At 73.2% G+C, this 22,659-nt stretch carries 20 protein-coding genes; 13 read left to right on the plus strand and 7 right to left on the minus strand.

The features are described from left to right. Nucleotides 1-4 precede the first annotated feature (4 nt). From tsaB to ACTSKS_RS02185, 4 genes are all read left to right on the plus strand, one after another. Entirely contained in the window at nucleotides 5-676 is a 672-nt protein-coding gene (gene tsaB / locus ACTSKS_RS02170; protein WP_144825603.1) for a tRNA (adenosine(37)-N6)-threonylcarbamoyltransferase complex dimerization subunit type 1 TsaB, read from the plus strand. Continuing rightward, nucleotides 673-1,260 (plus strand): GNAT family N-acetyltransferase, encoded by a 588-nt coding sequence (locus tag ACTSKS_RS02175; protein WP_159228147.1) that lies wholly within the window; start codon nucleotides 673-675, stop codon nucleotides 1,258-1,260. The genes tsaB and ACTSKS_RS02175 overlap by 4 nt, the downstream gene beginning before the upstream one ends. Before the next feature lie 26 nt (nucleotides 1,261-1,286). Next, nucleotides 1,287-2,378, plus strand: a complete 1,092-nt coding sequence (tsaD, locus tag ACTSKS_RS02180) for a tRNA (adenosine(37)-N6)-threonylcarbamoyltransferase complex transferase subunit TsaD (RefSeq protein WP_159228146.1) — start codon at nucleotides 1,287-1,289, stop codon at nucleotides 2,376-2,378. A gap of 297 nt (nucleotides 2,379-2,675) precedes the next feature. Beyond that, complete coding sequence (locus ACTSKS_RS02185; RefSeq protein ID WP_236601285.1) at nucleotides 2,676-2,960, plus strand: hypothetical protein; 285 nt, start codon at nucleotides 2,676-2,678, stop codon at nucleotides 2,958-2,960. An 8-nt stretch (nucleotides 2,961-2,968) separates the two neighbouring features. On the opposite strand, the gene ACTSKS_RS02190 is transcribed toward ACTSKS_RS02185, so the two are convergent. The 5 genes from ACTSKS_RS02190 to ACTSKS_RS02210 all read right to left on the minus strand — a co-directional run bounded on the left by ACTSKS_RS02190 (nucleotide 2,969) and on the right by ACTSKS_RS02210 (nucleotide 7,982). Then, a complete protein-coding gene (locus ACTSKS_RS02190) occupies nucleotides 2,969-4,000 on the minus strand; it encodes a cation diffusion facilitator family transporter (protein ID WP_159228145.1) in 1,032 nt (343 codons plus the stop codon). Continuing rightward, a complete protein-coding gene (locus tag ACTSKS_RS02195; RefSeq protein WP_159228144.1) occupies nucleotides 3,997-4,491 on the minus strand; it encodes an ABC transporter substrate-binding protein in 495 nt (164 codons plus the stop codon). Before ACTSKS_RS02195 ends, ACTSKS_RS02190 begins: the two co-directional genes overlap by 4 nt. 5 nt (nucleotides 4,492-4,496) lie before the next feature. Beyond that, nucleotides 4,497-5,528 carry an NAD-dependent epimerase/dehydratase family protein gene (locus ACTSKS_RS02200; RefSeq protein ID WP_237068997.1) on the minus strand — a complete coding sequence of 344 codons (1,032 nt, stop codon included), beginning with the start codon at nucleotides 5,526-5,528 and terminating at the stop codon, nucleotides 4,497-4,499. Next, nucleotides 5,525-6,700: an alcohol dehydrogenase catalytic domain-containing protein gene (locus ACTSKS_RS02205; RefSeq protein WP_145015318.1), complete on the minus strand. Its 1,176-nt coding sequence runs from the start codon at nucleotides 6,698-6,700 to the stop codon at nucleotides 5,525-5,527. The genes ACTSKS_RS02200 and ACTSKS_RS02205 overlap by 4 nt, the downstream gene beginning before the upstream one ends. Nucleotides 6,701-6,782: 82 nt before the next feature. Continuing rightward, a complete protein-coding gene (locus tag ACTSKS_RS02210) occupies nucleotides 6,783-7,982 on the minus strand; it encodes a glutamate--cysteine ligase (RefSeq protein ID WP_136939903.1) in 1,200 nt (399 codons plus the stop codon). A 69-nt stretch (nucleotides 7,983-8,051) separates the two neighbouring features. Here ACTSKS_RS02210 and ACTSKS_RS02215 point away from each other — a divergent pair, with 69 nt between their 5' ends. The 5 genes from ACTSKS_RS02215 (at nucleotide 8,052) to ACTSKS_RS02235 (ending at nucleotide 13,506) form a co-directional block, all read left to right on the plus strand. Beyond that, nucleotides 8,052-9,383 (plus strand): THUMP-like domain-containing protein, encoded by a 1,332-nt coding sequence (locus ACTSKS_RS02215; RefSeq protein ID WP_442927241.1) that lies wholly within the window; start codon nucleotides 8,052-8,054, stop codon nucleotides 9,381-9,383. 170 nt (nucleotides 9,384-9,553) lie between these two features. Next, the gene (locus tag ACTSKS_RS02220) at nucleotides 9,554-10,618 is read left to right on the plus strand and encodes a siderophore ABC transporter substrate-binding protein (protein ID WP_200969271.1); all 1,065 of its coding nucleotides are present in this window, start codon (nucleotides 9,554-9,556) and stop codon (nucleotides 10,616-10,618) included. Beyond that, nucleotides 10,615-11,673 (plus strand): ABC transporter permease, encoded by a 1,059-nt coding sequence (locus tag ACTSKS_RS02225; RefSeq protein ID WP_200969270.1) that lies wholly within the window; start codon nucleotides 10,615-10,617, stop codon nucleotides 11,671-11,673. Before ACTSKS_RS02220 ends, ACTSKS_RS02225 begins: the two co-directional genes overlap by 4 nt. Further along, nucleotides 11,666-12,754: an iron chelate uptake ABC transporter family permease subunit gene (locus tag ACTSKS_RS02230; RefSeq protein ID WP_442927242.1), complete on the plus strand. Its 1,089-nt coding sequence runs from the start codon at nucleotides 11,666-11,668 to the stop codon at nucleotides 12,752-12,754. Before ACTSKS_RS02225 ends, ACTSKS_RS02230 begins: the two co-directional genes overlap by 8 nt. Beyond that, nucleotides 12,751-13,506 carry an iron ABC transporter ATP-binding protein gene (locus tag ACTSKS_RS02235; protein ID WP_141844211.1) on the plus strand — a complete coding sequence of 252 codons (756 nt, stop codon included), beginning with the start codon at nucleotides 12,751-12,753 and terminating at the stop codon, nucleotides 13,504-13,506. The genes ACTSKS_RS02230 and ACTSKS_RS02235 overlap by 4 nt, the downstream gene beginning before the upstream one ends. Before the next feature lie 234 nt (nucleotides 13,507-13,740). Here ACTSKS_RS02235 and ACTSKS_RS02240 read toward each other — a convergent pair whose 3' ends face one another. Continuing rightward, nucleotides 13,741-14,718 (minus strand): hypothetical protein, encoded by a 978-nt coding sequence (locus ACTSKS_RS02240; protein WP_206496471.1) that lies wholly within the window; start codon nucleotides 14,716-14,718, stop codon nucleotides 13,741-13,743. A gap of 678 nt (nucleotides 14,719-15,396) precedes the next feature. Between ACTSKS_RS02240 and groES the strand changes: the two genes are divergently transcribed. From groES to ACTSKS_RS02255, 3 genes are all read left to right on the plus strand, one after another. Further along, on the plus strand, nucleotides 15,397-15,693 hold the full coding sequence (gene groES / locus ACTSKS_RS02245; RefSeq protein ID WP_002857590.1) for a co-chaperone GroES: 297 nt from the start codon (nucleotides 15,397-15,399) through the stop codon (nucleotides 15,691-15,693). Between the two features lie 108 nt (nucleotides 15,694-15,801). Next, a complete protein-coding gene (gene groL / locus ACTSKS_RS02250) occupies nucleotides 15,802-17,409 on the plus strand; it encodes a chaperonin GroEL (protein ID WP_041104385.1) in 1,608 nt (535 codons plus the stop codon). Between the two features lie 121 nt (nucleotides 17,410-17,530). Next, the gene (locus tag ACTSKS_RS02255) at nucleotides 17,531-19,486 is read left to right on the plus strand and encodes a BCCT family transporter (protein ID WP_442927243.1); all 1,956 of its coding nucleotides are present in this window, start codon (nucleotides 17,531-17,533) and stop codon (nucleotides 19,484-19,486) included. Nucleotide 19,487: 1 nt separating this feature from the next. On the opposite strand, the gene ACTSKS_RS02260 is transcribed toward ACTSKS_RS02255, so the two are convergent. Next, a complete protein-coding gene (locus ACTSKS_RS02260; RefSeq protein ID WP_061867093.1) occupies nucleotides 19,488-20,921 on the minus strand; it encodes a dicarboxylate/amino acid:cation symporter in 1,434 nt (477 codons plus the stop codon). A 185-nt stretch (nucleotides 20,922-21,106) separates the two neighbouring features. On the opposite strand from ACTSKS_RS02260, the gene guaB reads away from it, so the two are divergent. Next, nucleotides 21,107-22,651, plus strand: coding sequence for an IMP dehydrogenase (gene guaB / locus ACTSKS_RS02265; protein WP_036317607.1), 1,545 nt, complete (start codon nucleotides 21,107-21,109; stop codon nucleotides 22,649-22,651). Nucleotides 22,652-22,659: the final 8 nt, after the last annotated feature.

The raw sequence follows: 22,659 nt of genomic DNA on the forward strand, positions 1-22,659 counted from the left end.
CGCCATGGCCCTGCTCCTCGCGATCGACTCCTCCGCCGCCGCCTCCGTCGCCGTCCTGCGGGACGGTGAGGAGCTCGCGCGCTGGGCCACGGACGACACCCACGCCCACGCCGAGGTGCTCGCCCCCGCGGTGCAGACCGTGCTCGGCGAGGCCGGCGTCACCGGCACCGCGCTGGACGCGCTCGCGGTCGGCGTCGGCCCCGGACCCTTCACGGGGCTGCGCGCGGGTCTGGCGACCGCGGCCGCCCTCGGCCTGGCGTGGGACGTGCCCGTGCACGGGGTCCGCAGCCTCGACGCGCTCGCCCACGCGGCCGGCGTCGACGCCTTCCGCCACGGGATCGAGGAGTTCGTGGTCGCCACGGACGCCCGCCGCCGCGAGGTCTACTGGGCCCACTACGCGCAGGTCGGCGGGCAGCCGACCCTGCTGCACGGCCCCTTCGTCTCGCCGGCGGACGAGGTCACCCCGCTGCCCGTCTTCGGCGCGGGGGCCGGGCTCTACCCCGAGGCGCTGCGCGCGGTGCCGGGCTGGGAGACGGCCACGCCGTCCGCCGTCGGGGTGGGGCAGGTGGCCGAGCTCGCCCTGCGGCGCGGCCGCGGCCTCGTGCCCGCCGAGCCGCTCTACCTGCGCGAGTCCGACGCCAAGGTCCCCGGCCCCCGCAAGCGGGCGGGCGCGTGAGCCCGGCCGAGCCGGCCCCGACCGGCGACGGGCGCCCCGCCGAGGACGAGCACGGGCTGCCGCCCGGGTACCTGCTGCGCCCCATGACCGTGTGGGACATCCCCGAGGTGCTCGCCCACGAGGCCACGCTCTTCCCGCTCGACGCCTGGCCCGCGCACTTCTACGAGGAGGAGCTCGCCCAGACCGGCCCCGCCGGCGGACGGGACGCGCACGGCCGCCCGCCCACCCGGGACTACCGCGTGGTCGTCCGCGATGTGGCCGCGCCCGGCTCCGCGGACGACGACGGCCCCGCCCCCGGCGAGATCGTCGGCTACGGCGGGATCGTGGTGGTCGGCGACGTCGCCGACGTGCAGACCGTGGGCACGGTCGCGGCGGCGCAGGGGCGGGGGATCGGAGCAGCCCAGCTGCGCTGGATGGCCGCGGAGGCCGCGGCGCGCGGCGCGGGCGCCCTCATGCTCGAGGTCCGGGCCTCCAACGCCGCCGCCCGGCGGCTCTACGCGCGCCACGGATTCGAGGAGCTGCACGTGCGCCGCCGCTACTACCCGGGCGGCGAGGACGCCGTGATCATGCGCAAGGCCCTGTGACCGGGCCGCTCACTAGACTGGAGCCCATGCCCACCGCCACCGCAGCCCCCCTCGTGCTCGGCATCGAGTCCTCCTGCGACGAGACCGGCGTCGGCGTCGTCCGCGGCACCGCCCTGCTGGCCCACGAGGTCGCCTCCTCCGTCGAGGAGCACGTGCGCTTCGGCGGCGTGATCCCGGAGATCGCCGCCCGCGCCCACCTCGAGGCCCTCGTGCCCACGATCCGCCGCGCCCTCGACGCCGCCGACGTCACCCTCGCGGACCTCGACGCGATCGCCGTCACCTCCGGCCCGGGTCTGGCGGGCGCGCTCATGGTGGGGGTCGCGGGGGCGAAGGCGCTGGCCACGGCCCTCGGCACGCCCCTCTACGGCATCAACCACCTCGTGGCGCACGTGGGCGTCGGCATGCTGGACGGCGTGCGGCCCACGCAGTGGGACGACCTGCCCGCGGACCTGGGCGCGCTGCTCGTCTCCGGAGGGCACACCGAGATCCTGCGCGTGGGCCGGATCAGCTCCGAGGTCGAGCTGCTGGGCTCGACCATCGACGACGCGGCCGGCGAGGCGTACGACAAGGTCGCCCGCCTCATCGGGGCGGGCTACCCCGGGGGCCCCGTGATCGACCGGCTCGCCGCCCAGGGCGACCCGGCGGCCTTCCGCTTCCCGCGCGGGCTCACCGCGGGCAAGTTCGTCGGCAGCGCCGAGGAGCCCGGCCCGCATCGGCATGACTGGTCTTTCTCCGGGCTGAAGACCGCCGTCTCCCGGGCCGTGGAGCAGTTCGAGGCCCGCGGCCTCGAGGTGCCGCGCGCGGACATCGCCGCCTCCTTCCAGGAGGCCGTCGCGGACGTGATCACCGCCAAGGCCGTCCGCGCCTGCCGCGAGCACGGGCTCACCCACCTGATGCTGGGCGGCGGCGTCGCGGCGAACTCGCGCCTGCGCGCCCTGCTCGCCGACCGGTGCCGCTCCGCGGGCATCGAGCTGACCGTCCCGCCCGTGAACCTGTGCACCGACAACGGGGCGATGGTCGCCGCGCTCGGCGCACGCCTGGTGCGCGACGGCGTCGCCCCCTCCGACGCGTGGTTCGGCGCGGACCCGGGACAGCCGGTCGAGGTCGTCAGCGTCTGACCGCGCCCGGCCCCTTGCCGCCACGCCCACGCGTTCCGTAGACAGGGCCCATGACCGGCCATGAACACCCCCGCCCCGAGTCCACCTCCGCCGCCGTGGACGAGCAGATGCTGGAGGACTTCCTCAATCAGCACCTGCTCGGCTCCCGCTCCGGTGTGAAGGCGTTCCGCGCCGCCGAGCAGACCTGGGCCGGCACCCCGCAGGAGGCCGCGCTGCGCCGCCTCGGCGACGCCGTCCAGGACGACCAGGACCGCCTCGAGGCGCTCATCGGCGAACTGGGCCTCCGCACCCCCCCTGGTGGACCGGGCCGCCGGCGCGGCGGCCGAGGTCGATGGACGCCTCAACCCCGTGAACGCGCTGCGCACGCGCGGCTCCGGCTGGACGCAGATCGAACTGGACCTGCTGCAGGGCATGCTCCAGGCCAAGTCCGCGATGTGGCACGTCCTCGAACAGCTCGCGCCGCACCTGCCGGCGGTCGACGCCGCCGAGATGCACGCCCTGCGCCAGAGGAGCGGCGACCAGCAGCGCGAGGTCCAGCGCATCACCTCCGCCACCCTCGAGGGCCGGTTCCTCAACGGCTGAGGCCCGGGCTACTCCTCGCCCGTCTGATGCTCCCCGGACCGACCGCCGTGCACCTCGGCGGGCAGCTCGTCCACCGGGGCGACGACGACGTCCTGCAGCTTCCAGTCCAGGGCGGCGATCGCGTCCCGCAGCGCGCAGCAGCGGCCCACCGTCACGTCCGCCCCCTCGTGCGGCACCACGAACATCTCGACGTGGAACACGTGGCCCTCGTCCCGGACGCGGGCGCCCGCGTGGCGCACCCACGGCTCCGCCCAGGCGACCCGCTCGGCACGGTCGATGAGCGGGTGCGGCCGGGCGCCGTCGATCGTGGCGGCGCGGCGATCCGCCAGGTTCGTGACGGCCTCCTTCAGGTTCTTCCAGCCGTCCAGCACGATGCTCACGCCCACGAAGATCGCCGCAGCGGAGTCCGCCCACCACCAGCCCAGGCCGATGCCGGCCACGCCGACGATGGTCGCCACGCCCGTCTGCCAGTCCGCCTTGTTCATGTCCGCGTCCGCGTACAGCACGCGGTCGTGGAGCTGCTCGGCCAGCTTGAGCTTCTTGTGGCCGAGGATCATGGGCCCGGGCACGGACAGGGCCATCACGGCCATCATGAACCAGCCCTGCCACACGGTGTGCCCGAACAGGTCGAACGTGCCGATGGGCGGGTGCTCCGCCGTCACCAGGCCCAGCACGGAGTCGCCGACGAGGACCACGCCCATCACGGACAGGGCGACGGCGGCCACGAGGTGCCCCACCCCGACGGACCGGTGAGAGCCGTAGGGCCGGGCCCGCGTCGGGGCCATGCGGGCCACGCGCAGGGCGACGAGGAACGCGATCGGCGGGATCAGGGACAGCAAGTCCTCGATCCACGCGGCACGCATGGCCTGCGAGGAGCCCATCACGACCGCCACGAGGACGATCGTGACCACCAGCACCCCCAGCGTCGCCCATTCGAGCCGCTTGGCCTGCTGGACCACGCGCTCGATCTCCGGGGGCAGCTCCGTGGCGCCGAACCGGCGCCCGCTCGGCCCCCTCTCGCGGGTGTCCTGCCGCGTCATCGGGCAGCCTCCGCTGCGCGCTGGTCGAAGTACGCCTCGAGGGCCGTGAGCATCTGATTCTCACCCAGGGGCACGGCCATCACGAGCTTCACCGGCTCGCCGTCCGGACCCTGCGCCTCGGCGTAGTCGCGGGTGATGCTCGCGTGCGACGTCCACGGGGACGCCGAGGTCAGGCCGCCGGCCACCAGGTCCACGTCGCCCTTCTCCAGTGCGGTCATGAGCGCCTCCTCCCCGGCCACGGTCCACTCGACGCGTGCGTCGTGCGCCGCGGCGAAGCCGCGGATCAGGTCGGGCTCGGGGCCGACGGGCTCGGCGCCCGAGGCGTCCACGTGGGGCGGGTGGTGCACGACGCCGGCGCGCAGCACCCCGCCCGTGACGCGGTCCAGGGTGCCGTCCGGGTCGGCGGGATAGCCGGAGGAGGTGCAGGCGGTGAACCCGAGGGCGGCGCCCCCGAGCAGGCCCGTCAGGGCGGCCCGGCGGGTGATGGTCATCGTCCTCATTCCGTGGGCGAGTGCGAGCGGTGCCCGGCGTTGCCGAGGCCTTCGGCGCCGTCGAGATGGTCGAGCACGAGGCGGACCGCCTCCCGGGCGTCGGTGGTCTCGGACCAGCCGGTCGCGGCGCGCAGGGCCGTGGTGTCCATGATGGGCACCGCCGCCGCCATGTCCACCCACCCCGGGTCGGTGGGCTGCAGCCGTGCCCGGTAGGTCAGCGCCGCGGCCGCTCGGAACAGGCCCACGGGCAGCTCCAGGATGCGGCGCGCCCCGAGGACGGTGCCCAGGGTGTGCGCGTCCAGCACGGGGTCGGCGGCCACATTGAAGGCCCCGCCCGCCCGATGGGCGATCACGCGCCAGTACGCGTCCGCCACGTCCTGGGCCGTGAGCGCCTGGAATCGCAGGCCCCGCGGGAACGGCAGCACCGGAGTGCGCAGGCGCGCGACCAGCCGGGCGGGGACGAGGTCGCCCAGGAAGTAGTCCTTGATCTCGGGCCCGGCGGCGGACTGGAAGATCAGCCCGGGGCGCAGCCGGGTCACGAGCAGCTCGGGGTGCTCGGCCTGCACGCCGTCGAGGATCGACTCGACCTCGGCCTTCTGCGCGGCGTAGTGCGAGGTGGGGACCCCGGTGGTGGGGTGGGACTCGGCCACGGCGCGGCCCTTCGGCCCGGGCCCGTACGCGCCCACCGAGGACGCGTAGACCAGGTGGGGCACGCCCGCCTCGGCCACGGCCCGGAACACCCGCTCGTTGCCGGCCACGTTGACGGCGCGCAGGTGGTCGCGGTCGCGGTTGGGGCGGATCACCCACACCAGGTCGACGACGGCGTCCGCGCCGGCGACGATGTCCTGCAGCCGCCCCGCCGCCGTGGGCTCCGCGACGTCCAGGCGGTGCCACTCGACGCCGTCGTAGGGCGCTCCGGCCCGATCCGGGCCGCGACGGCTCACGCCCACGATCGAGCTCACCTCGTCCGCGGCCTGGAGGCGGTGCAGGACAGCGGTGCCGACGTTGCCCGTCGCGCCCAGGACGACGATCCTCACGGCTTCAGGACCACCTTGACGCAGCCGTCCTCCTTCTTCTGGAACGTCTCGTAGAGGGCGGGCGCGTCCTCGAGCGGGGCGGTGTGCGTGGTCAGGTCGAGCACGCCGAGGGGGTCGGACGGGTCGTCGAGCAGGGGCAGCAGGTCGTCCACCCAGCGGCGGACGTTGCACTGGCCCATCGTCAGGGTGACCTGCTTGTCGAACAGGGTGAGCATCGGCATCGGGTCCTTCATGCCGCCGTAGACCCCGGAGAGCGACACCGTGCCGCCGCGCCGGACCGCGTCGATCGCGGTGTGGAGGGCGCTCAGGCGGTCGACGCCGGCGGTCTTCATGGCCGCCCGGCCGAGCGCGTCGGGCAGCAGGCCCACGGCGGTGTGGGCCGCGTGCCCCGCCGGGGAGGCGTGCGCCTCCATGCCGACCGCGTCCACGACCCCGTCGGGGCCGCGGCCGCCGGTGCGCTCGCGGAGCACCTCGGCCTCGCCGCCGTCGGCGTCCAGGACCTCGATGCCGTGCCGGGCCGCCATCGCGCGGCGCTCGGGGACCGGGTCGACACCGATCACCCGGTACCCCAGGTGCACGCCGATGCGCGCCGCCAGCTGGCCGATGGGGCCGAGGCCGAGCACCGCGAGCGTGCCGCCGTCGGGGACGTTCGCGTACTGGACCCCCTGCCAGGCGGTGGGGACGACGTCCGAGAGGAACAGCCACTGCTCATCCGGGCCGGTGTGCGGCACCTTCACGGGGCCGTAGTCCGCGTGGGGCACGCGCAGCAGCTCGGCCTGCCCGCCGGGGACGGAGCCGTAGAGCCGGGAGTAGCCGAAGAGTGCGGCGCCGGAGCCCTGCTCCCGCACCTGGGTGGTCTCGCACTGGGACTGCAGCCCGCGCTGACACATCCAGCACCGGCCGCAGGAGATGGTGAAGGGCACGACCACCCGGTCACCGGGCCGGATGTGGGTGACCTCGGACCCGACCTCGCGGACGATGCCCATCGGCTCGTGGCCGATCACGTCCCCCGCGTCCATGAACGGCCCCAGGACCTCGTACAGATGCAGGTCCGACCCGCAGATGCCGGTCGAAGTGACCTCGATGATCGCGTCCGTCGGCTCCTGGATCCGCGGATCCGGGACGTCCTCGACGGCGACGTTGCGCTTTCCCTGCCATGTGAGTGCTCGCATGGTGCGACCGTAGCCGCGCCGGGCGGGGCGGCGGAAGCCTGCAGGGGCGGCGGGGCCGCCACCTCGCCGGGGGAACGGCCGCTCAGCCGGTGCGGCCGTCCAGCGACGCGCGGGTGCGGGCGGCGGCGTCCAGCACGACCGCGCGCAGCGGGGCCACCGAGTCTCCTGCGTCCTGGCCCTCGGCCGGCGGCGCGGCGGCCGCCTCCTTCTCAATCCGGCGCTGCCGGGCCGCGGCGCCGCCGTCGTCGATCATCGCCTGGACGCCGGCGAGCTCCGCCGCGCAGCCCAGCCGCTCGGCGACCGGGGTCAGTCGCTCGATCTCCGCCGGCAGGTGCTCCGCCAGCGGGACCTGGGTGCCCCGGGCGTCCACGATCACGGTGGCGTCCATGCCGTACCGGGCGGCGCGCCACTTGTTCTCCTGCACGTGCCACGGCGGCAGGACCTCGACCGTCTCACCGCGCTCCAGGCTCGCGGACAGGTCATCCACGAGGCACTGCGTGTAGGCGGTCACGGCGGCGATCTCCTCGAGCGTGGCCAGGCCGTCGCACACGCGCATCTCCACCGTGCCCAGGCGGGGCACGGCCCGCACGTCCCAGCGGCACTCGGTGACGTCCGCGATCATGCCCACCTGCTCCATCTGGGCCACGCAGCGTTCGAAGTCCTCCCACTCCTGGAACTGGAACGGCAGGCCGGCCGTGGGCAGCTGCTGGAACAGGAGGGTGCGCTGGGACTGGTAGCCCGTGTCCGTGCCCGCCCAGAAGGGGGAGGAGGCCGAGAGTGCGAGCAGGTGCGGCACGCGGTTGACCAGGCCGTTCACCACCGGCATGGCCTTGGAGACGTCGTCCAGGCCCACGTGCACGTGCACGCCGAAGATCAGCAGCTGCCGACCCCAGTACTGGGTGAGATCCAGCATGCGGTCGTAGCGCTCACTGGGTGTCGAGGGCTGCGCGATCGCGTCCGCGAACGGGTGCGTGCCCTGGCAGAACAGGGAGATGCCCCGCGCCGCCGCGGCGTCGGCCACGCGCGCGGCGATCCGGCCGAGGTCCGCCGTCGCGGCGTCGACGCGCTCGTGCACGCCCGTGACGAGCTCCACCGTGTTCTGCAGGAGCTCGCTGGTCATGTGCGGGTTCACGTCGTCGTCGGCCAGGCCCTCGGCCACATGCAGGGCGCGCAGCAGGTCCGGGGCCTCGGAGCGCAGCTCGCCGGACACGGCGTCCACGAGCGCGAGCTCCCACTCGATTCCGAGAGTGGACTGCGCGGAGTCGGCGAAGGGCAGAGTCATGCCGCCCATCCTAGAAGCCCGTGATGGGCCTGCGCCTGGTGTCCACGCTTCGGACCTAGGGTGGGGCGCATGGCCCGTCCCCGCCCCGCCTCCCGCCCGCCGCGCCCCACGGCCGCCGCCTCGGAGGCGGACGCCACCGCCCTGGCCCCCGTCCTCGAGCCGGAGGGCCGCGCGCTCCTCGACTCCCTCGCCGGGTACCGCGAGGCCGACGCGCTCGCGGTCTCCTCCCGCCTGCGTGCGGCCGGGCATCCTCCGGAGCGCGTGGCCGCCGCGCTGACCCAGGCCGCGCTGCGGTCCCGGGCGGAGGCCCGCCTCGGGCGGCAGGCACGCCGGATGCTGTTCACCCGCGACGGCCTGGAGCAGGCCACCCGCCCGCTGGTCGCGGGCCTGCACGCGGACCGGCTGGCGGCCGCGGGGGCCCGGTGCGTCGCCGACCTCGGCTGCGGTCTCGGCCTGGACGCGCGCGCCTTCGCCGACCGGGGCCTGGACGTCGTGGCGGTGGAGCGGGACGCCGTCGTCGCCGCGGCCGCCGAGGTGAACCTCGCCGGCCACCGCGGCGCGCGTGTGGTGCACGGCGACGCCGTGGCCTGGGCCCGCGCCCACGTGCCCGCCGAGGCGGACGCGGTGTGGCTGGACCCCGCCCGCCGTCAGGTCGGCGGGGGCGGGTCCGCGCGCGTGTTCGACCCCGAGGCGTTCTCCCCGCCCCTGAGCGTCGTGACGGACATCGCCGCGACGGGCGTGCCGGTCGGGGTCAAGCTCGGCCCGGGGCTCCCGCACGAGGCCGTGCCGGCGGGCGCCGAGGCCGAGTGGGTGAGCGTCGACGGCGACGTCGTGGAGGCCGCCCTGTGGTTCAACGCGGCGGCCCGCCCCGGGGTGCGGCGGGCGGCGCGCGTCATGACCGTCCGGGGCGGGGAGACGACGACGGCGCAGCTCGTCTCCGGCGCGGACTTCGGCGACTCGCCCGAGCTCGAGGCCGTGGGGGAGGAGGGCATGGCGGGGCTCGTCGGCGCGGTCCTGCACGAGCCGGACGGCGCCGTCATCCGGGCCGGACTCGTGACGGACCTGGCCGCGTCCTGGCCCGTGCCGACGCGGCAGCTGGACCCCCACCTGGCCTACCTCGTCGCGCCCGAACCCGTGCGGGACGGCCTGGCCCGCGCCCATCGGATCGAGGCGGTGCACGGCTTCCACCTGGCCTCCCTGCGGCGCTGGGCGAAGGAGACCGGGGTGGGTCGGCTGGACGTGAAGAAGCGGGGCATCCGCGAGACGCCCGAGGAGGTGCGGCGCGCCGTCCTCGGCGGGGCGAAGCCGGGCCGGCGTGGCGGGGCCGGACGGCACGCCACCCTCGTGCTGGCGCGCGTGGGTCGGTCGCGGTTCGCCCTCGAGGTGACGCCGTTGGACTGACAGGGCTCCAGGCCGCGGGCTCCGGGCGGCGGGAGCCGTCGAACCCCCGTTGGGGGATTACGGCACCCTCGTGTACGGTATTCGACTGAGGCAAGGCTCACCTCCACGGGAGCGCGCCCACCACCCCGACTGCTCATCCCGGGGCAGCCCCGCCGCCCAGAAGGAGAACCATGCCGCGTTCCGCCCGTGCCCCCCGCCTCGCCCGTCTCGCCCTGACCTCGGTGGCGGCCCTCGCCCTCGTCGGCTGCTCCGCCGGCGGCGCGGCCACGGGCTCGTCCTCCGCGAGCGCCTCCGGCGAGTCCTCGTCCTCCGCGAGCGCCGCCGACGGCTCCTCGGCCGCCTCGGGCGGCGTCGCGGCCGGGGTCACCGTCACCGACATGTCCGGCACCGAGGTCACCCTCCCGGAGGAGGTCGACTCCGTCATCGCCACGGACAACCGCATCTTCCGCACCCTGGACGACTGGGGCGTCGAGCTGTCGGCCGCGCCGAAGCAGATCATGTACAAGGGCGAGGGCGGGCCCTCCTACCTCCAGGACGACTCGGTCGCCGACATCGGCAACCACCGGGAGCCCGACATGGAGCTGTTCGTCACCGCCGAGCCGGACGTCGTCTTCAACGGCCAGCGGTTCAACGAGCGCAAGGCCGAGATCGACGAGCTGACCGGCGACGCCGCCGTCGTGGACACGGACTTCGACGTCACGCAGACCCCCATGGACGAGGGCCTGAAGAAGCTGACCACCCTGCTGGGCGAGGCCACCGGCCACGAGGCCGATGCCGAGAAGCTCATCGCCGACTTCGACGCCGCCACCCAGCGCGCCAAGGACGCCTACGACCCCGAGCAGACCGTCATGGGCCTCATCGCCTCGGGCGGCGAGCTGTCGTACGTCGCGCCCAGCACCGGTCGCGCCATCGGCCCGTTCTTCGACATGCTGGAGCTGACCCCGGCCCTCGCGCAGTCGGGCACCGACAACCACCAGGGCGACGACATCTCCGTCGAGGCCATCGCGAAGTCGAACCCGGACTGGCTGATCGTCATGGACCGCGACGCCGCCATCGGCGAGGAGAACGCCACCGCCGCCGAGCTGATCGAGCGCTCCGAGGCCCTCCAGGACGTGACCGCGGTGAAGGAGGGCAACATCGTGTACCTGCCCGCCGACTTCTACGTCGCCGAGGACATCCAGAACCACACCACCGTCATGGAGGACCTCGCGAAGGCCTTCGAAGGCGCGCAGTGATCGTCGACGTGCGTCACCACGTCGCCGACGCCCCGCCCCGGCTCGAGGAGCCGGGGCGGGGCGACCGCGTGTGCTGGGTCCCGCCCGCCGTCCTGCGGCCCGAGCGCACCCGCTGGCAGCGCACCTGGCCGCTGCTGGTCGGCGTCGTGGTGACCGCGGCCCTCATCGTGGTCTCGCTGTTCGTGGGCGTGTACGACGTCGGCGCGGAGGGCGGACGCGAGATGTTCGCCATCACGCGCGTGCCGCGCACGGTCGCCCTCGTGCTGGCCGGCGCCTCGATGGCGATGTGCGGGCTGGTCATGCAGCTCATGACGCAGAACCGCTTCGTGGAGCCCAGCACCACGGGCACCACCGAGTGGGCCGGCCTCGGCCTGCTGGTGACCATGGTGCTCGTGCCGGGGGCGGGCCTGGTGACCCGGATGGTCGGGGCCATCCTCTTCGCCTTCGTCGGCACCCTCGTCTTCTTCCTCTTCCTGCGGCGGGTGCGCCTGCAGTCCTCCCTCATCGTGCCGATCGTGGGCATCATGCTCGGCGCCGTCGTGGGCGCCGCCTCGACGTTCCTCGCCCTCCAGACGGACATGCTGCAGCAGGTGGGCGCGTGGTTCGCCGGCTCGTTCACCTCCGTGGTCCGCGGCCGGTATGAGCTGCTCTTCCTCGTGCTGATCGTGTGCGTGGCGGTCTTCGTCATCGCGGACCGCTTCACCGTGGCCGGCCTCGGCAAGGACGTCGCCACGAACGTCGGCCTCAACTACGACGCCGTGATCCTCACCGGCGTGGCCATGGTGGCCGTGGCCACCGGCGTGGTCACCGTGGTGATCGGGGCCCTCCCGTTCCTGGGGCTCGTGGTCCCCAACCTCGTGTCCATGGTCCGCGGCGACAACCTGCGGACGAACCTGCCCTGGGTGGTCATGGTCGGCGTGTGGATCGTGATCGTCTGCGACCTGATCGGGCGCACCGTGATCGCCCCGTTCGAGGTGCCCATCTCGCTGATCCTGGGCCTCGTGGGTGCGATCGTGTTCCTCGCCCTGCTGCTGAGGCAGGCCAAGCATGGCTGAGCCGCTCGCGACCGCCCCGGGTCGCATCCCCGCCCCGCCCGGCGGCGCCACCGCGGCTGGGCCCGTCGAGGCCGACGCCCCGCGCCGGTCCGGCGCGTTCGTCACCGCCGCCGACCGCCGGAGGTATGCGGTCGTCGTCGCGGTGCTGGCCGCCGTCGCCGTGCTCTCCACCGCCGGGGTCCTGCTGTGGGGCAACGAGGCCGAACCCGGTTCGCGCGCGTTCTGGATGATCGCGCGGATGCGCGTGGAGTCCCTGGGCGTGATCGGCATCGTGGCGCTGTGCCACTCCTTCGCGACCGTCAGCTTCCACACGGTGACGGGCAACCGCATCATCACGCCCTCGATCATGGGGTTCGAGGCGCTCTACACCGCCGTGTCGACCGCCGCCGTGTACGTGCTGGGAGCCGCCGGCGTCGCGGTGCTGACCGGGGTGGGGCCGTTCCTCGCCCAGGCCGCACTCATGGTGGTGCTCGCGACGGCCCTGTACTCGTGGCTGCTCTCCCGGCCCTACGGCAGCGTCCATCTGATGCTGCTCGTGGGCGTGGTGCTGGGCGGCGGGCTGGCCGCGCTGAGCACGTTCATGCAGCGACTGCTGGACCCGAACTCGTTCGACCTGCTGAGCGCGCGGCTCTTCGGCAACATCTCCAACGCCCGGACCGAGTACGTGGCGATCGCCGCGCCCATCGCCGTCGTCGTGTGCGCGCTGCTGTGGCTGCGCTCCCGCCGCCTGAACACGGTGGCGCTCGGCGCCGACGCCGCGACCAACCTGGGCCTGCATCACCGGCGCGAGCTCATGGTGACGCTGCTGCTGGTCTCCGTGCTGATGGCCATGACCACCGCGCTCGTGGGCCCGATGACGTTCCTCGGCTTCCTCGTGGCGACGCTGGCGTACAGCCTCGTCGACACCCACGACCACCGGTTCATCCTCCCGGTGGCGGCGCTGGCCGGGTACGCGGTGCTCACGAGCGCCTATTTCGTGCTGCGGCACGTCTTCTACGCGGGGGGTGCGGTCACGGTGGTCATCGAGCTGATCGGCGGCATCACCTTCCTGGTCGTCGTGATGAGAAAGGGACGTCTGTGATCGAGCTGCGCGGCGTGGTGAAGCGCCACAGCGACGAGGTGTGCATCGGACCCGTGGACCTGGACATCCAGGCCGGGGGAGTGACCGCGCTCGTGGGGCCCAACGGGGCGGGCAAGTCCACGCTGCTGACGATGATCGGCCGGCTGCAGGACGCCGACGCCGGGACGATCGCCGTGGGCGGGCACGACATCACCACGACGCCGTCCCGGAAGATCGCGCAGACCCTGTCCATCCTGCGGCAGGAGAACCACTTCGTGACGCGGCTGACCGTGCGACAGCTCGTGGGGTTCGGGCGCTACCCGTACACGCGCGGGCGGCTGACCCTGGAGGATGAGCGGCACGTGTCCGACGCGATCGACTTCCTCAACCTCGGCCCGTTCGAGAACCGGTACCTCGACCAGCTCTCGGGCGGCCAGCGGCAGCGCGCGTACGTGGCGATGGTGCTGGCGCAGAACACCGAGTACGTGCTGCTGGACGAGCCGCTGAACAACCTGGACATGCAGCACTCGGTGCAGATGATGCAGCAGCTGCGTCGGGCCGCCGACGAGCTGGGCCGGACCGTGGTGATCGTGCTGCACGACATCAACTTCGCCGCCCACTACGCCGACCGGATCGTGGCCATGGGCGACGGCCAGGTGGTGGAGACGGGCACCCCGGCCGAGATCCTGCGCCCCGAGGTGCTGGAGCGGATCTTCCGCACCCCGTGCAACGTGGTGGACGGCCCGCACGGGCCCCTGGCCGTGTACTACTGAGCGGGGCGACGGTGAGGCCGGCCCGGGTCGGTCCGGGCGGGGGTCGGGTGCCCGGCCGACGCGAGCGTTCCGTGGGCAGAACCCGCCGGGTCTCGCCTTCCGGGGGCAGGACCCGCGTGTTTCCAGGTTCCGTGGGCAGAACCCGCGTGTTTCCAGGTTCCGTGGGCAGAAGCACCCTCGCTTCTGCCCACGGAACCCTGCGCATGGACGGCAGGGCCATACGCGACGACGACGTCATGCATCCCAGCCGTTCGAGACCTGTGCCCGTCGTCTGAGGACGGCCTCGATCACCCGCGCGTATCCCTCGCCGACGTCCCGGCCCGTGACGTGCAGGGTCATCTGCCCACGCTCCGCGTAGTACTGGTCTCGCCGGGCGTCCCGGGCGTGTTGCTCGGCACTCCGGTGCACCTCGCCGTCGTACTGGAGGACGAGCCGGCAGTCCTCGAACCACAGATCGGCCTCGGGGGCGTCCCGCCGCCCGGGGTCGAACACGTGCTGCAGAGCCGGCTCGCCCAGCCCCGCCTCGACGAGCGCCAGCCTCAGCCGGGTCTCCTGCGGCGAGTCGGCACCCACCCGTACGCGCTCGAGCGCCGCCGTCGCCCGCGGTCTTCCGACGAACCGCCCGAGCGGCCGCATCGCCTCGTGCAGCGCGGTGACCGTGGTGATGGGAGGCCGCCGGCCGCGCGGGGACCAGGGGTGACGGACCAGGTGGTCACCCGCCGACACGAGGGATGCCTCGTCCCAGGGGTGGCCGATCGAGCACAGATCGAGCCAGGTCCGTTCCGGCGTCGTCACCCGTAGCCCGAGCACGGAGGTGACGTGGCCGGCGGGCAGGGGTCTGCGGTGCTCCATGACGCCGGGGATCCGCGCCCGTGCGGTGCCGAGGTGCAACGTGATCTCGACGGCGGCGCGTCGCGTGGCCCCGCCCGGGGGAAGCGGGAGGCCGTGGAGGTGCGCCGCCGTCTCGTGGGAGAGGACGGCGTCGGGACGGGACCGCAGGAGGGCGGTCAGCAGGTCGAGGCCGACCCCGTGGTGCGGCGGCGGGAGCCCAGCCGACTCCCAGGTGCGCAGCGGCATGTCACGGCGACGGTGGATGCCGCGGGCGAGGCGGAGGACGTCGGACCGCCGCACCCGGCTGGGCGGTAGACCGCGTTCGAGCACGTCGCGGGTGGTGAAGACGGGGACGAGGGGGAGGTCGGGAGCGAAGGGCATGGGTCGACCCTGACGCGGTCGGTCCGACGGCGGCCGGGCGGGCCGCGTGTCTGTGGACAACGGCGCGGGGTGGGCCGGCTGTGCAGGACTCGGCGACGGCCGGTTGTCCCGTCGGGACGACGTCGTCATGGCTCGGTGGGCAGAACTGCGAGGAGTTCCGCCCACGCAACATCCGTGGGCAGAAGAGAGGGCGCTTCTGCCCACGGAGATCGAAAACCTGCGGATGCTGCCCACGCGGTGGGCGGGGGTGCGGTTTCTGCCCACGGAGGGTGGCGGGGGTGCGGTTTCTGCCCACGGAGGGGGGAGGGGGGAGGGCGGGGAGTGGGGGAGGGACAGGATCCCGGCCGCAGCCGTGACCACTCCGTGTGCTCCTGGGCCCGGAACCCGCCCCGCCCGCCGCCGCCCCACGCCGCCCCACGGTGCCCCACTGCACCGCGCCCCACGCCTCCGCCCGCGGCGGACGGCGGGGACACGGCTGGCACTCATGTTGAAGGAGTGCCAGAACCCGGAGTAGAGTCGGCACTGGCACTCGGGGGTACCGGGTGCCAATGCCCGAGGTGGACCGTCCGGCACCGCGACGACGGAGGGTCTGACGCCCGTGGCGCACCCGCAGACCACAGCATCAGCGGACCGGCGAGCCCGCCGGAGCCGCACGTCGACGAAGAAGGAGTGTGCAGCATGTCTGTCTCCATCAAGCCCCTCGAGGATCGCATCGTTGTCCGCCCCCTGGAGGCCGAGCAGACCACCGCGTCGGGCCTCGTGATCCCGGACACCGCCAAGGAGAAGCCGCAGGAGGGCCAGGTCGTGGCCGTGGGCCCGGGCCGGGTCGCCGAGAACGGCAACCGCGTGCCGGTCGACGTCGCCGAGGGTGACGTGGTGCTGTACTCCAAGTACGGCGGCACCGAGGTCAAGGTCGGCGGCGAGGAGTACCTGGTGCTCTCCGCCCGCGACGTGCTGGCCGTCGTCACCAAGTGACCCCGCCGCGACGGGCCCGGTGAGCGGCGCGCACCGCACCGGTGCGCGCGCCCCGGGCCCCTCGCGTCCCCGCACCCCCTGACTCCCTGAACGAAAGGAGCGTCCGTCATGGCCAAGCAGCTGGCTTTCAACGACGACGCACGCCGCGCCCTCCAGGCCGGCATCGACAAGCTCGCCGACACCGTCAAGGTCACCCTCGGCCCCAAGGGCCGCAACGTGGTGCTCGACAAGGCGTGGGGCGCCCCCACCATCACCAACGACGGCGTCACGATCGCCCGTGAGGTGGAGCTGGAGGACCCGTACGAGAACATGGGCGCCCAGCTCGCCAAGGAGGTCGCCACCAAGACCAACGACATCGCGGGCGACGGCACCACCACCGCCACCGTGCTGGCCCAGGCGCTCGTGAACGAGGGCATGCGCCAGGTCGCCGCCGGTGCCGCGCCGGGCGAGGTCAAGAAGGGCATCGAGGTGGCCGTGGCCGCCGTCGAGCAGCGCCTGCAGGAGAACGCCCGCCCGGTCGAGGGCCAGGAGGTGGCCCACGTGGCCGCCATCTCGGCCCAGAACGACGAGGTCGGCGAGCTGCTGGCCCGCGCGTTCGACACGGTCGGCACCGACGGCGTCATCACCATCGAGGAGTCCTCCACGACCTCCACCGAGCTGGACGTCACCGAGGGCATGCAGTTCGACAAGGGCTTCCTGTCCCCGTACATGGTCACCGACGCCGAGCGTCAGGAGGCCGTGCTCGAGGACGCCTACGTCCTGATCAACTCGGGCAAGATCTCCAACGTGCAGGAGCTGCTGCCCCTGCTGGAGAAGGTCCTGCAGGCCAACAAGCCGCTGTTCGTGATCGCCGAGGACATCGAGGGCGAGGCCCTGTCCACCCTCGTGGTGAACAAGATCCGCGGCACCCTGAACGTCGTGGCCGTCAAGGCCCCGGGCTTCGGCGACCGCCGCAAGGCCATGATGCAGGACATCGCGATCCTCACCGGCGCCCAGGTCGTCTCCCCGGACCTCGGCATGAAGCTCGAGCAGGCCGACCTGGACGTGCTCGGCTCCGCTCGCCGCATCACCGTCACCAAGGACGAGACCACCATCGTCGACGGCGGCGGTGCGGCCGAGGACGTCGAGGCCCGGGTCGCCCAGATCAAGGCCGAGTCCGCCGCGACCGACTCCGACTGGGACCGCGAGAAGCTCCAGGAGCGCCTCGCCAAGCTCTCCGGCGGCATCGGCGTGATCCGCGTGGGCGCCGCCACCGAGGTGGAGCTCAAGGAGCGCAAGCACCGCATCGAGGACGCCGTGTCCTCGACCCGCGCCGCCCTCGAGGAGGGCATCGTGGCCGGCGGCGGCACCGCGCTCATCAACGCGCTGACCGCGCTCGACACCGACGCCGACGTCCAGGCCCTGACCGGCGACGCCGCCGTGGGCGTGGACATCGTCCGCAAGGCCCTGAAGCAGCCGCTGCGCTGGATCGCCCAGAACGCGGGCGAGGACGGCTACGTGGTGGTCTCCAAGGTCGCCGAGCTGGAGCCGAACCACGGCTTCAACGCGAAGACCGGCGTCTACGGCGACCTGATCGCCGACGGCGTGATCGACCCGGTCAAGGTGACCCGCTCCGCGCTGGCCAACGCCGCCTCCATCGCGGCCCTCGTGCTGACCACCGAGACCCTCGTGGCGGACAAGCCCGCCGAGGAGGACGAGGCCGGCCACCAGCACTGACGCCTCCGTCGGCCCTGACGCGGCCGGACGACGACGACGGCCCCTCGCCCGCTCGGGTGAGGGGCCGTCGTCGTGCGGGCGGGAGACGACCGCCGTCCGGGGCGCCCCTTATGGTGTGCCCATGGACACACCCACGCCGCCCCGTCCCACCGGGTCCCACACGACCCGGACCCCGGCCCGGCCACGGCTGCGCCGCTTCGTCCGGGAGTTCTCCTATCCGCACGGCATCCACCCGGCCCTCGTGCCGGGCGTGTCCGTGGAGGACCGCCGGGTGCGCTACGGCGTGGACCGGGTGATCCTCGCCGTCGTCGGCCTGCTGGTGGTCGGCTTCGTGGTGTGGGGCGTGCTGCAGCCGGACGCCGTGCTGGCCGTCTCGAGCGCGGCCCTCGACTGGGTGATGGTCCACGCCGGCTGGCTGTTCGCCCTGCTGGCCATCGGGATGGTGGTGTTCCTGCTCGTCCTGGCGTTCTCCCGGTACGGCGAGATCCCGCTGGGCCTGGACGGGGAGAAGCCGGAGTACTCCACGGCGAGCTGGTCGGCCATGCTCTTCGCGGCCGGCATCGGCATCGGCATCATCTTCTTCGGCCCGTACGAGCCGCTGACCTACTACCTGGCCCCGCGCCCGGGGGCGTACGAGGCGGCGAGCGAGGAGGCGGTGACGGGCGCGCTGGCCCAGGCCGCGCTGCACTGGGGCGTGAACGCGTGGGCGATCTACGCGGTCGTCGGCCTGTCGGTCGGCTACGTGTCCTACCGCCGGGGCCGGGTGCCGCTGATGAGCTCGATCATCGCGCCGCTGTTCGGCGACTCCCAGCGCAGCGACTCCGTCGGGGCGCGCCTGATCGACGGGCTGGCGATCATCGCCACACTGTTCGGCACGGCGGCCTCGCTGGGCATCGGCGCCCTGCAGATCGGCCGCGGCGTGGAGATCGTCTCGGGCTGGTCGGCGCCGGGGAACACGGTGGCGCTGGGGATCATCGTGGTGCTCACGATCGGCACCATCTTCTCGGCGGTGTCCGGTGTGGCCCGCGGCATCCGGTGGCTGTCCAACATCAACATGCTGCTCGCCCTCGGCCTGGCGCTGTTCTTCTTCGTCGTCGGCCCGACGGCGTTCCTGCTGAACATCGTGCCCGGCGTCCTGATGGACTACGTCTCCTCCGCCCCGGACGCCCTCGGCGCCTCGATGGCCCAGGGGGAGGACATGCAGGAGTTCCTCTCCAGCTGGACGATCTTCTACTGGGCGTGGTGGGTCAGCTGGGCCCCGTTCGTGGGCGTGTTCATGGCGAAGATCTCGAAGGGTCGGACCATCCGCCAGTACGTCCTCGGGGCCCTGTTCATCCCGGCCGCGGTGATCGTCGGCGCGTTCACGATCATCGGCGGCACCACCATCTGGCTGCAGCGGACGCAGGGCTCCGTGGCGCCGGACGGCACGGCCGCGTCGCTGCCCGCGCCGGCGGAGATCTTCTGGGTGGTCCTGGACCAGCTGCCCGGCGGCGGGCTGGTGGCCCCGGTCGTGATCGTCATGCTGGCGGTCTTCTTCATCACGACGGCGGACTCCGCCTCGATCGTGAACTCGCAGCTCTCACAGCGCGGCGCCCCGGCCCCGCGCCGCACGATCACGGTGTTCTGGGCGCTGTGCATGGCGGGCATCGCCGTCGTGATGCTGCTGACCGGCGGCGACACCGCGCTCACCGGCCTGCAGAACCTCATCACCATCACGGCGCTGCCGTTCACCGTGGTGCTCGTCCTCATGGCGGTCGCGCTCCAGCGCGAACTGGCCAACGACCCCTTCGCGATCCGTGACCGGTACCAGCGGGCCGCCGTCGAGAAGGCGACGGTGCGGGGCCTGGTGGAGTACGGGGACGACTTCGCGTTCACGGTGGAGCGCACCCCGCCGGGCAGCTGGTACGCGGCCGGCGAGGGGTTCGACTCCACCGCCGCGGAGATCACCGACTGGTACCGCCGCACGGACGAGGACGGGAACCCCGTGGACTACGACTACGTGCTGGGCGAGTATCTGGACGAGGGGGACGGGGACGGCGCGGACGGACCCGCCGGAGCGGGCCCGTCCGGCCGCTGACTCAGGCGCGCGGCTCCGGGGTGCCGACGAGCTGGGCGCGGGAGTCGGCGGTCGCGTGGGCGCGGGCCTCGACGATCTCCTCCTCGTCCTCGCCGAAGATGTCGCCGCGCGGGGCGTCGTAGCGGTCCCGGTCGAGGATGCCCTCCTGGGAGGCCACGAGGGCGGGGATGAGGGCCTGGCCGGACACGTTGAGGGCGGTGCGACCCATGTCCACGATCGGGTCGACGGCCAGGAGCAGGGCCATGCCCTCGAGGGGCAGCCCGGCGGTGGACAGCGTGAGCGTGAGCATCACGGTGGCGCCGGTGGTGCCGGCGGTCGCGGCCGAGCCCAGCACGGACACGAGTGCCACGAGGGCGTACTGGCTCAGGCTCATGTCGATCCCGTAGAACTGGGCGATGAACACGGCGGCCACGGCCGGGTAGATCGCGGCGCAGCCGTCCATCTTGGTGGTGGCGCCCAGCGGGACGGCGAAGGAGGCGTAGCCGGTGGGCACGCCGAAGTTGCGCTCGGCCACCCGCTGGGTGACGGGCAGCGTGCCGAGGGAGGAGCGGGAGACGAAGCCGAGCTGGAACGCCGGCCACACGCCGGTGAAGAACTGCTTGACGGAGAGCCCGTGCAGGCGCGCCAGCACCGGGTACACCACGAGCATCACGAGGGCCAGGCCCACGTAGATCGCCACCACGAACTTGGCCAGCGTGCCCATCGTGGACCAGCCGTACGAGGCCACGGCGTTGCCCAGCAGGCCGATGGTGCCGATCGGGGCCAGGCGGATGATCCACCACAGCAGCTTCTGGATGATCGCGAGCACCGAGCGGGAGAACGTGAGGAACGGGGCGGCCTTCTCGCCGACCTTGAGCGCGGCCACGCCCACGACGATCGCGATCACGAGGATCTGCAGCACGTTGAACGTGGGGGAGGAGGCGAGCGCGCCGTCCTCGCCGGCCGTGGTCTTGACGGTCAGGCCGAGGAAGTTCGCCGGCACCAGGGAGGTCAGGAAGTCGAGCCAGCCGACGTCCTTGGCCTGGTACGACGCCGGCGCGGTCTGGCCGGTGCCCACGCCCGGCTGCAGCACGACGCCGACGGCGAGGCCGATGAGCACCGCGATCAGGCTCGTGATGGCGAACCACAGCAGGGTCTTGGCGGCCAGGCGGGCCGCGTTGGTCACCTGGGCCAGGTTGGCGATGGAGGCGACGACGGCGAAGAAGACCAGCGGGACGACCGTGGCCTTCAACAGGCTGATGTAGATGCTGCCGACGGTGGCCAGCGTCTCGCCGAGCCAGGTCGGGTGCTCGGAGGTGTGCCCCGTCGCGCGGGCGATCAGGCCCAGGACGAGGCCGAGGACGAGGGCGGCGGCGATCTGCCAGCCGAAGTTCGACGTCCAGGCGGGAAGCCGGCGTCGGGGCGCCGGTGCGGGGGAGGACTGTGCGGTGCTCATCCGGGGAGGTTAGGCGCTCCAATACCACGACGTCGAAACGGATTGCGCCATGTGACGTCGTGGTGACGCCCGTCTCGCCCTCGCGTGGCCCAGCGCGAGGGCCCTGTGACGTGGCCCGCACCCGGGTCGCCGGTTTGACCCCCGGGCATAGAATCGCGGAAACACCCGTCCCGAAAGGCGCCTTCGTGACCAACACCAGCACCGGTCCCAGCCCCGAGCCCGTCCACTCCTCCTCGGATCCCTTCGGCTTCTTCGGCCTCACCTATGACGACGTCCTGCTGCTGCCCAACGCCACCGACGTGATCCCCGCGGACGCGGACACGGGCACCCGGCTGACCCGCAACATCCGCTTGAACATCCCCATCGTCTCCGCGGCGATGGACACCGTGACGGAGGCCCCGCTGGCCATCGCCATGGCCCGCCAGGGCGGCATGGGCATCATCCACCGCAACCTGTCCATCGAGGACCAGGCCCGCCACGTGGACACCGTGAAGCGCTCCGAGTCGGGGATGATCAAGGACCCCGTGACCATCGGCCCCGACGCCACGCTCGCGGACCTGGACGAGCTGTGCGCCCAGTACCGCGTCTCGGGCCTGCCGGTGGTGGCCGAGGACATGACGCTGCTGGGCATCATCACCAACCGCGACACCCGCTTCATCCCGCGCGAGGAGTGGGCCACCCGCACGGTGGACACCGCCATGACCCGCATGCCGCTGGTCACCGCGCAGGAGGGCATCTCGCGCGCCGAGACCATCCGCCTGTTCTCCCAGAACCGCGTGGAGAAGCTGCCGCTCGTGGACGATGCGGGCCGCCTGACCGGCCTGATCACCATCAAGGACTTCGACAAGGCGGAGCAGTACCCGGACGCCGCGAAGGACGACGAGGGCCGGCTGCTCGTCGGCGGCGCCGTCGGCTTCTTCGGCGACGGCTGGGAGCGCGCCATGGCGCTCGTCGAGGCGGGTGTGGACGCCCTCGTGGTGGACACCGCGAACGGCCACACGCACGGCGTGCTGGACATGATCGCGCGCCTGAAGAAGGAGAAGGCGGCCGCGCACGTCGATGTCATCGGCGGTCAGGCCGCGACCTACGCGGGCGCCAAGGCGATCGTCGACGCCGGCGCGGACGCCGTGAAGGTGGGCGTGGGCCCGGGCTCGATCTGCACGACCCGTGTGGTGGCCGGCGTCGGCGTCCCGCAGATCACCGCCATCTACGAGGCGGCCAAGGCCACGCGCCCCGCGGGCGTCCCGCTGATCGCCGACGGCGGCCTGCAGCACTCCGGTGACATCGGCAAGGCCCTCGTGGCCGGCGCCGACTCGGTGATGCTCGGCTCCCTGCTGGCCGGCACGGCCGAGTCCCCGGGCGACCTCGTGTTCTACCAGGGCAAGCAGTTCAAGACCTACCGCGGCATGGGGTCCCTGGGCGCCATGCAGACCCGCAACGGCACGCGCTCCTTCTCCAAGGACCGCTACTTCCAGGCGGACGTGCCGGACGAGGACAAGCTGATCCCCGAGGGCATCGAGGGCCAGGTGCCCTTCCGGGGCCCGATCGCCTCGGTGGTCCACCAGCTCGTGGGCGGCCTGCGCCAGACGATGTTCTACACGGGCGCGTCCACGGTGGCCGATCTCAAGGAGAACGGTCGCTTCGTGCGCATCACCGCGGCGGGCCTGAAGGAGTCCCACCCGCACGACATCATGATGACCGTCGAGGCCCCGAACTACCGTTCGCGCTGACCCGCACG

Origin of the sequence: Micrococcus sp. TCR-5, assembly GCF_052220525.1 — a bacterium.
GTDB lineage: Bacteria > Actinomycetota > Actinomycetes > Actinomycetales > Micrococcaceae > Micrococcus > Micrococcus luteus.

What these genes read in the sequence shown, in the direction of transcription:
- ACTSKS_RS02205 (WP_145015318.1), bottom strand. Translation starts at nt 6,700, where the DNA reads ATGCGAGCACTCACATGGCAGGGAAAGCGCAACGTCGCCGTCGAGGAC.
- groL (WP_041104385.1), top strand. Translation starts at nt 15,802, where the DNA reads ATGGCCAAGCAGCTGGCTTTCAACGACGACGCACGCCGCGCCCTCCAG.
- ACTSKS_RS02215 (WP_442927241.1), top strand. Translation starts at nt 8,052, where the DNA reads ATGGCCCGTCCCCGCCCCGCCTCCCGCCCGCCGCGCCCCACGGCCGCC.
- ACTSKS_RS02240 (WP_206496471.1), bottom strand. Translation starts at nt 14,718, where the DNA reads ATGCCCTTCGCTCCCGACCTCCCCCTCGTCCCCGTCTTCACCACCCGC.
- ACTSKS_RS02230 (WP_442927242.1), top strand. Translation starts at nt 11,666, where the DNA reads ATGGCTGAGCCGCTCGCGACCGCCCCGGGTCGCATCCCCGCCCCGCCC.
- ACTSKS_RS02190 (WP_159228145.1), bottom strand. Translation starts at nt 4,000, where the DNA reads ATGACGCGGCAGGACACCCGCGAGAGGGGGCCGAGCGGGCGCCGGTTC.
- ACTSKS_RS02255 (WP_442927243.1), top strand. Translation starts at nt 17,531, where the DNA reads ATGGACACACCCACGCCGCCCCGTCCCACCGGGTCCCACACGACCCGG.
- ACTSKS_RS02210 (WP_136939903.1), bottom strand. Translation starts at nt 7,982, where the DNA reads ATGACTCTGCCCTTCGCCGACTCCGCGCAGTCCACTCTCGGAATCGAG.
- ACTSKS_RS02220 (WP_200969271.1), top strand. Translation starts at nt 9,554, where the DNA reads ATGCCGCGTTCCGCCCGTGCCCCCCGCCTCGCCCGTCTCGCCCTGACC.
- tsaB (WP_144825603.1), top strand. Translation starts at nt 5, where the DNA reads ATGGCCCTGCTCCTCGCGATCGACTCCTCCGCCGCCGCCTCCGTCGCC.
- ACTSKS_RS02195 (WP_159228144.1), bottom strand. Translation starts at nt 4,491, where the DNA reads ATGACCATCACCCGCCGGGCCGCCCTGACGGGCCTGCTCGGGGGCGCC.
- groES (WP_002857590.1), top strand. Translation starts at nt 15,397, where the DNA reads ATGTCTGTCTCCATCAAGCCCCTCGAGGATCGCATCGTTGTCCGCCCC.
- ACTSKS_RS02260 (WP_061867093.1), bottom strand. Translation starts at nt 20,921, where the DNA reads ATGAGCACCGCACAGTCCTCCCCCGCACCGGCGCCCCGACGCCGGCTT.
- tsaD (WP_159228146.1), top strand. Translation starts at nt 1,287, where the DNA reads ATGCCCACCGCCACCGCAGCCCCCCTCGTGCTCGGCATCGAGTCCTCC.